At 51.8% G+C, this 7,493-nt stretch carries 2 protein-coding genes; both read left to right on the forward strand.

Annotated features, from left to right (window positions below; translation table 11 throughout):
- Positions 1-62 precede the first annotated feature (62 nt).
- A complete protein-coding gene (locus tag HMPREF3016_RS04990; RefSeq protein WP_070740638.1) occupies positions 63-6,974 on the forward strand; it encodes a DUF6531 domain-containing protein in 6,912 nt (2,303 codons plus the stop codon).
- A gap of 19 nt (positions 6,975-6,993) precedes the next feature.
- Positions 6,994-7,493 (forward strand): hypothetical protein (locus HMPREF3016_RS04995; protein WP_070741095.1); only part of this gene is annotated, 500 nt, incomplete at its 3' end.

A 7,493-nucleotide genomic window follows, 5' to 3' on the forward strand; every position in this document is an offset into this window, starting at 1 on the left:
TTCAACCTTTCACTTAGGTTCAGCATAGTTTCCAGCCACGCATCACGGAAGATACATAAACTATGGGCGAATACGACAACATGCACGTTCTAGATCGTGATGTTGAGTTCGATTTTAATCATGCCGATATTCTGCTCAGTATATTCAGGTATTTAAAAAGAAAGTTAGAAATACAGCTTCCGGAACGGCAGCGGTATATTGGCATAGCCCAACGTGAGTTTAAAGGACATTTCGCACGAGTTTTTGATCAGAACTGCAAGTATTCCATCTCTGAATGTAAAAACCTGATTACAGCCCTGGGCGATGCCGCTGCCGACCTACAGAAATATACTGATGCCGCGCACCAAGAAAATGAGAATCGTAAAAAATTCCGTGAGGCTATGGCACATTGGGAGGAAGAAAAGAAGAAGATTAGAGATAACATTGAAAATGATAATCGCAATACATTTATAAGTTTTCAGAAAGATCCCGCTGCCTATTACCCTCCCCGACCACAGCCTAATCTAGATAGCGAAGGTCCCAAGTTCGACGAACGCGCCCCGATTATTAAATCCCGTAATACAGGCAGAAATGCAGAGGTTATCGGGCGCAACCGTACGCATCGCGCCGAGAAGAGGGCTCGGGATGCCGCCCAGGATGCTACCGAGACTACATCGGCTATTCCCGGCAACATCGTGAAATTTGCACAGAAGAACTCCACATTAGATCAAAGAATTGCCGAGCTTTACTCCAATATCACGAAAAGCTACAGTTCCTTTGTTGAGCATACGTCATGGGGTTTTTTTGATGCCGCAAGCCTTTTTAACTCGCTAGCAAAATGGGTTGATGCTAACCAATCTGATGTTCGTTGGATTCTCACTGTTGCGGAAGCTTTCGCGACAGCTGGTTCTCAAGGAATGTTAGGTCCTATTTATTCTGAAGCAGATTTTTTGGATTATCCGCAGTACCTTAATACGGGGTATATCCGGAATTATCTGAAGGAACAGAAAATTTCTACGGATCGTCCGAGTATTGATGTTTCTCGTGCGACAATAACCGGCGCTGTATACTCAGCGGGATATGCGCTTGATCCCGTAAATGTTGCCACAGGGAATTTCATTGAGCATGAGTGTGATCTCTCCTTCGAGCATGCTCCTGCGGCATCGCTCATCAAACTTGAGCGTATGTACAATAGCGTTGCCATTACCTATCCCGAAGAAGCTCCTTCGGGCATCTTTGGTCTCGGTTGGTCTTCTACGCTTGATACTCAGCTTACGTTGAGTAACACGGGCGCTGTATGGCACACGCCTGATGGTCGGACTCTAGCGTTCCCTCGTATGGGCGACGGTTTTGGTCGTGTTCCTTCCGAATCGTATTGGCTTAGCAAAACTGTCCCCGGCGACGAGCTTTACAGCTATGTATCCACAGCGACAACGAAGGCAATCAAGACGGCAAGGAATGCTGGGCGCAAGGTCAGCGCACCTACTACACCCGCATATTATTGGGTTGTTTACAATTCCAAGCATGTTCGATACTTCTACGACCCTTCTGGCGCCTGGACAGGCGTCATGGAGGGGCATTATGCAACCTTAACGCTGCCTCTTTACTCATCGGATTCCGCAACGGGTGCGTTAGAGCTAACTGACATCATTCACCCGGCCTCAGGTCGAGGTCTTCAGATACGCTACGGCAGCTCACCCCGTGATAACCGTATTCGCCCTGAAGCTGCCAGCACCTATTTCATAGATCATGATGTGCAGATACTTGATACCGTCACCTACATTTACGACGATGATGATCTGCTAGCAGCGGTTAACCGTCCCGACGGTATTCGTCGTTACACCCATAACGCTAAGCGCCTGATTGAAGAAGTCTGGGACGTGAACGGCCACCGTGAAGTCACTAATACCTATGACGGCCAAGGACGTGTGGTCCACCAGCTGACAGAACATTCCCGTGAAGTGTCTTTCGTCTATGCTCCAGGCATTATGACGATTGTTGCTGATGCGATAACCGGCGACAGCTCTAATATTTGGCGCTCGGATGAACGCGGACGTCTCAGTTCCATGACGGCTGCTGATGGCAGCCGCCAAGTCATGCGCTACGATAAGTTCGGCAACCGCATCAGCGTTACTGAACGCGATGGTTCTACGATAAGCCGTTCCTATGACTCTCACAGCCGTTTAGCGAAACAGCTTACCCCCGAGGGTGCACTGTCTAAGTACACCTGGGACGAACATAACCGCCTGCTCACGACCTCTGTATGTGATTTTCGTGATCGGCTCAACCCCGGTGATCCCGTGGTAGTGTCATATACCTACGAATCAACAGGCGCAAACCCAAACCCCATCACTATGACTGATGGGAACGGACATACTACAGAATACAGCTGGGATGAGTACGGCAACCTTCTGAGCGTTACTGACCCCACCGGTGTACATACCACATACACCTATAACGCACGTCAGGAACTGATCAGCATAACAAACGGTGTTGGCGATAAAGTCCATCTAGAGTACGACAAACACGGTCGAATAGTGCAGGTTAGGGATGCTCTAGGTCACGTAACCTCTACTCATTGGAACTCCGCCGGGCAACTCGCCTCGGTTACGGATGCTGCCGGTTCACGCTGGTCTCTCACGTACCCTGAACTTGCTCCCGAAGAACTGGATATTCCTGCTTTTGTTCGCCAAAACCTCACTTCAAGCGACACTCACCGTGTACACAATACATCGCGCCCTATGGGTCAGCTGCCCGTTTCTTTGACAGATCCTTACGGTCATGTCACGCACTTTGAGTACAATAACGGCAACCAGCTCACCGCTGTCACGGATCCACTGGGTCGTACCAACCGCGCAGTATTTGATGCCTGGGGCAACATGGTCAAGACTATTAATGCCCTCGGTGCCGTAACCAACTATGAATACGACGGCCTGTCACAACTTATTGCGGTGACAGATCCTCTGGGTGCCCGGAGTGAGTTTGACTACGACTTGGCTGGCGAAATCAGCCAGATTACGGATGCTACTGGCGTTGTTACACATCGCGCTGTAGACCGTAGAACGGGCAAAGAAACTACGTCCTCCGGCGGAATACTCGGATCTTCATTCCGTCACGTCGATTATCTGGGACGGGTGATTATTGAGGGCGAGAACAACACCCACTCTTCGCAGCCGGTTAGACGTGCATCTCAAAACTCAAAGTCATCGAGCGCATCCCCAAGAAACAGCGAAACTGTTACCGAGTTTACAACCTATGACGCCGCAGGCAACCCTGTTGAAACTCTTGATGCTCATGGCGGACTCACCCGCCGCACCTACGATGCGGCAAACCGGCTGATACGCGAGGTATCTGCGGCGGGACGTACCCAAACATTCGACTATGATCAAGCCGGGCGGCTGCGGCGCATGGGCGTGGGGCTAAGCGTGCCCGAGCAGAAGCCGGCAGTGAGCGAGAACGTGGAGTGGGAAGAACCTACCGCTTGGGCGTACACAACGCTAACCTACGACGCCGCATCTCGAATTATTGCCCGAACCTATCCTGACGGCACAACTGAACATACGACGTGCGATGCCCTTGGCCGCATTGTACGGGTGCAGCATGGATCTCGCGTGGCAACGTATGCATACGACCGGTGCTCACGCCTGATCCGCATGAGTGATAACAGCGCTGGTAACCGCAGATTCATCTATGATGCAGCCGGTCAGTTAGTGACTGCTGTAGATGCCTTAGGGTATCGCACCCATTTCGAGTATGACGCTGCTGGGCAGATGGTGCGCACCCTGGATGCGACCGGTCAGGTCACCACGTATATTTATGACGCCGCAGGTCAGCTTATCCGCACCGTTAAGGGCGCGGGTTCTACGGCAGAGATAACATCTACGTACACCTACGATGCCGCAGGTCGTCTGCTGTCTGAGAATAATGGTGAGCGGACCCGTGCATACTCCTACGACTATCAGGGTGGCGGTCTGCTCGCGTCTTTGAGCGTCAATGGTGTGTGCGCGGCGGAGTATTCGTACTCCCCCGGAGCATCATCTATTGGTCATCGGACCGTGACGGTGCGTGACTATGCCTCTGCTTCTGCACTCAGGGACCGCGATTCTTCCGCCTTTGCGGGTGTCGAAAAGCCGTACCTTGAGCATCGTTTTGTCTATGATTCCTACGACCGTCTGATTTCTCGCAGCCGTTCAGGATTCCTAAGATTGGACGAGCAAAGCAACGCTCATGCAGACGACGATATGTACGAGCGTCTTCACGCTTTGAATACCTTTATCAAAACCGGCGCATATACACTAACGTACTCGTATGATGCCGATGGTTATCTGATCACGTCAGTAACCCCTTACGCAAAATCTACACGTACCGTAGATGGCGCCGGTCGAACGGTAGCTGTAACAACACATGCCACGGGACAGCCCGCTCACGACGTTATCTCTTCAGTATTCTCCTACGATCCTCTGGGACGTCTCACACGGATTCGGGTGGGAGATATTGTGTCTTCTTGGACGCACGAGCGCGCTACCGGGCTAATCTCAGACTATGTGCGGGAACAGGTACTCACCGACGTCCGAGGGTTTGAAGAATCAAAGGTTCTTGAACGCACACAAGTAATCCGTGACCATAACGGCCGCGTGATTGGGTTAGATTCAACGGGATCTGATACTTCACCGGATGGCCTTGTGCTGTACTCCTATGACGATGCCGGGCAGCTTGTGGGCGCCCGTTCAGCATCCCACGTGTGGGAGTGGGAGTACACAGCCGGAGTCATGATGCGCGAGCGCGTCTTTGCTCTCGATAGTTCTAACGGGTCTGAACGCACGGCTGCAGGTTCTCGTGTTCTGGAGGGTGAGCGTATCTTCACCCATAACGAAGCGAACCAGTTAGTCACCGTTGAGGCTCGCGCATACGCAGGTGCACGAGGCGACGCTGGGGAGCTTGCCGCTCATACCATCACGGAATACGCCTACAATCTGGCAGGCGAACGTAGTGGTGAAGTCACGACCGATAAGCTCACCGGCACCTCATACTCTCGCGAATATAGCTGGGGTGCCTACGGCGGTCTGACATCGGTAACAGACTCTGTTTCCTCACGTGCAGGTATTTCACGCACTTCACTGATTTCTGACGCGGTGGGTGAGGTATCCGCTGTTTCTGATGGTGAGGGCATTATGGTGCCTCTCATGTGGGATGCCAGGTCGGATATTCCGCATCTTCTGGGTGCTGGGGCAACGAGCGCGCCCAGCTCTGACGGCGGCTTTTCGCAGGCGGGTATACCCGGCGGAGTGACACCTTGGCATACCCTCAACGTCCCCGGGTTGACCGGCAGCACCTTCGATTCGGCATTAGGTAGCACACCCGGACTGCCGACAGACTGGGGCGTACCTTCTGCAAGCGCTACCCCGGTGCCCGGGCTGCCCACCGGTTTCGAGTTCACGGGTGCAGGGTCGCTGCGCGTAGCCGGTCTAGATATGCTAGGCGCTCGCGTATATGACAGCCCTTCACGTCGTTTTCTCTCAACAGACCCGAAGGCCGCGATAGCTGGTTCATCCTGGTTTGCTGACGTTTACGCATATGCAGGCAATAATCCGCTGGAGTATGTGGACCCTCGGGGTGAGCGCCCCATGACGGTTGCAGATTACCGTAAGTATCAGAGCCAAGAAGGCGAACGTTTCATGCAGCAGAGTCTGCGCCTTCTGGCTCTTGTAGGTGTTATTGGTTCCCTGTTCATAGCGCCGACAAGTATCCTTTTGGCTGGCGGTGTTGGTTTTATTTCTGGTGCCGCCAACGGTGCCGCTGATGGCATGGATTTCCACACCCCCGACGGCAATATCGACTGGGATAAAGTGCAGGCTTACGCCCTTCAGGAAGGCGGGAAAGAAGCACTCACAGCCGCACTCATAGGGATGCTCTTCAAAGCCGGGCCGCCCGTAGCACGCGCCACCGGCAACCAGGCGATGAAAGTCCCCGTTATCTCCAGAACGGTTGATCGGGTTAAGACGTCCCCTGTTGTCATTAAAACCCAAAATACCGTTAATGCTGTCAAAACCCGCATCAACGGAATCCAAGACCGCATTGCCACATGGACGCGCACCAGCCTGCTGGGCATCGAGCACGTAGTGCCCAAAGTGCACCCCACGCCGCACAATAGCCCACATCAGATAGACATACCCAACGGGCCCAAACCTACCCATACCGGATCTCTCGATCACAGGACTTCAGGAGCAGTAGACGAACCCAATGTGCAGCTGAGGCCTGTTGAGGAACCGAAGGTTGAGAACCTCACGCCAGAGGGACGGGAAGCAGTGCGAGTGCTCCGTGATGATCGTAGCCTTCAGCCTATACATTCTGAGGTTGATAAACCTGCTCAGCAAATCATGTATCCTGATGATCTGAAGTCTTGGGTCGATACTGAGTTACCTCAGGCTTCTCGTATTGGCAGCGTGTCAGAGATCAATGGAACTCCGGTGAAGTATTACAACAAATACGGGAAGTTCAAAGAAGCTGAACCTGAATACTATAGCGGGCTTAGGGAAGGACCTAGGCCTGAGTTTTCGCCTTGGAAGGCTGAGAAAACTGAGGCTGACTATAACACTGCTTTTGAAGGCCTCAGTGAGGTTGAGAAGACGAAGCATTCGATTATCAGCCTTGACAAATTCAAAGGGGTAATTCCCCAGGAGATTAAAGAGTCTGTGAAGAGTATTTGGGAAACTGGACGTTTGCCTGAGGATAAACTCTGGAAGAAAGCCGAAGGTCCTAAAGGATATGGAAACATGCCCGAGAATAAAAGCGGTGGTCATATTCTTCCGGAAAAGGACGTGAATGGTAATCCGATTACCTATACCGAGTATGATGTAAAACCTCCCGAGCCTATCGTTAAAGAAAATGGTAAGCCTGGGCTTGATCGTGGTAAACACCGTATCGTGGTAGGCAGCAACGGAAGCATTTACTATTCTCCAGACCATTACCTAACTTTTATTCGTCTTATTGACTAAGCCTGAAAGGAAAAAGCTTATGCCATATCAACATAATCTTTCAAAACCCTTCATCGCCCCGATCTTCATTGAGGAAGATGGGTATTGGCAGAATTGTATGAAGCCCTATCTTGAGCGTGAAGGATGGTATATCGCAGAGGTTGACTGTGCTGGGGTGGTAGATGCTCGAGACTTCGGGCGTCGTCTGTTAACAGCTTTGGACTTCGACTGGGACTCTTTCTTGCATGAGTTCGATACAGAGTGGGCTTATGAATACGCTACTGCAGTCGATTGGCTTGATCTGCGTCAGGGGCTGTTTGTGTACTATAAAAACTTTGAGGACGTACTGTCGATGGCAGATCGTCTTGGCAATGATAGCTATGCTATCTATGCCGTAAATATCATTGACTCAATGCGTCTGGACTACCCTATGCGTCCTAGCCCACGTCCTCGGTCTGGGGATGATTATGAGGTGACTTTAGGCTACGGGTTCGGGGTGAGCCGGACTTCTTTGCCGCGTGTGGAGCAGTTTTTTACAGG

It is taken from the genome of Rothia sp. HMSC065D02 (assembly GCF_001815285.1).
Lineage (GTDB): Bacteria > Actinomycetota > Actinomycetes > Actinomycetales > Micrococcaceae > Rothia > Rothia dentocariosa.